This window comes from Chromobacterium sp. FG22 (assembly GCF_057809415.1).
This window is the reverse complement of the sequence record NZ_JBMDJX010000078.1, coordinates 1-573: the sequence shown is the minus strand read 5'-3', so window position 1 is coordinate 573 and position 573 is coordinate 1. Positions and strand designations below refer to the sequence as shown.

The 573-nt window shown below is 65.6% G+C and carries 1 protein-coding gene; it reads right to left on the bottom strand.

Annotated features, from left to right (window positions below):
• Positions 1-573: type VI secretion system Vgr family protein (locus ACODSD_RS24760; RefSeq protein WP_488878610.1), on the bottom strand; the 573-nt coding region annotated here is incomplete at both ends.

Here is a 573-nt window from a genome sequence, read left to right as displayed (position 1 = left end):
CGATCAGCTTCAGCGCGATCTGGTCCTTGACCCCGGCGACGAACAGGCTGATGTGCTGGCCTACATTGTGAATCCAGCGACGGCCCGAGGTTTGATTGGTGTCCCGCTGCGCCACCAGGTCCAGATTGGTGCCGGCGGCCACGGTCTGGCTTTGCTGGCTCAGGCTGGCGATGCCGGCTGGGGCCGATAGCACGATCAGCGGTTGCTGGCCGGCTTGGTCCTTGGCGGTCTTGCCGTCCTTGTCGGTATTGCTGCCGGCTTCCCAGGCTTTCAAGGCGGCGGCCTGGTGTTGCAAGTGGCCTTCGGTTTTCTTGGCGGCTTTGGCGTTGTCCGCGCCAATTTCTTCCGGCCCGGTTTCCATGGTGTCGGCTTGTTGGCCGGTGGCGGTGTCGCCCAGGCTTTGGCTCAGGCTGAGTGCCGCGTCCAGCTGGCTTTGCGCCTGTTCGCGCGCCAGTTGTTTACCGGACGCGCCGTTCTGCGCTTCGGTGGACAACAGCAGGCCGTGGCCGGCGCGGATAGCGCCGTGATTGTCGGTGCGCAGTTCGAAGCCGTCGCCGCGCGGCTCGGCCTTGC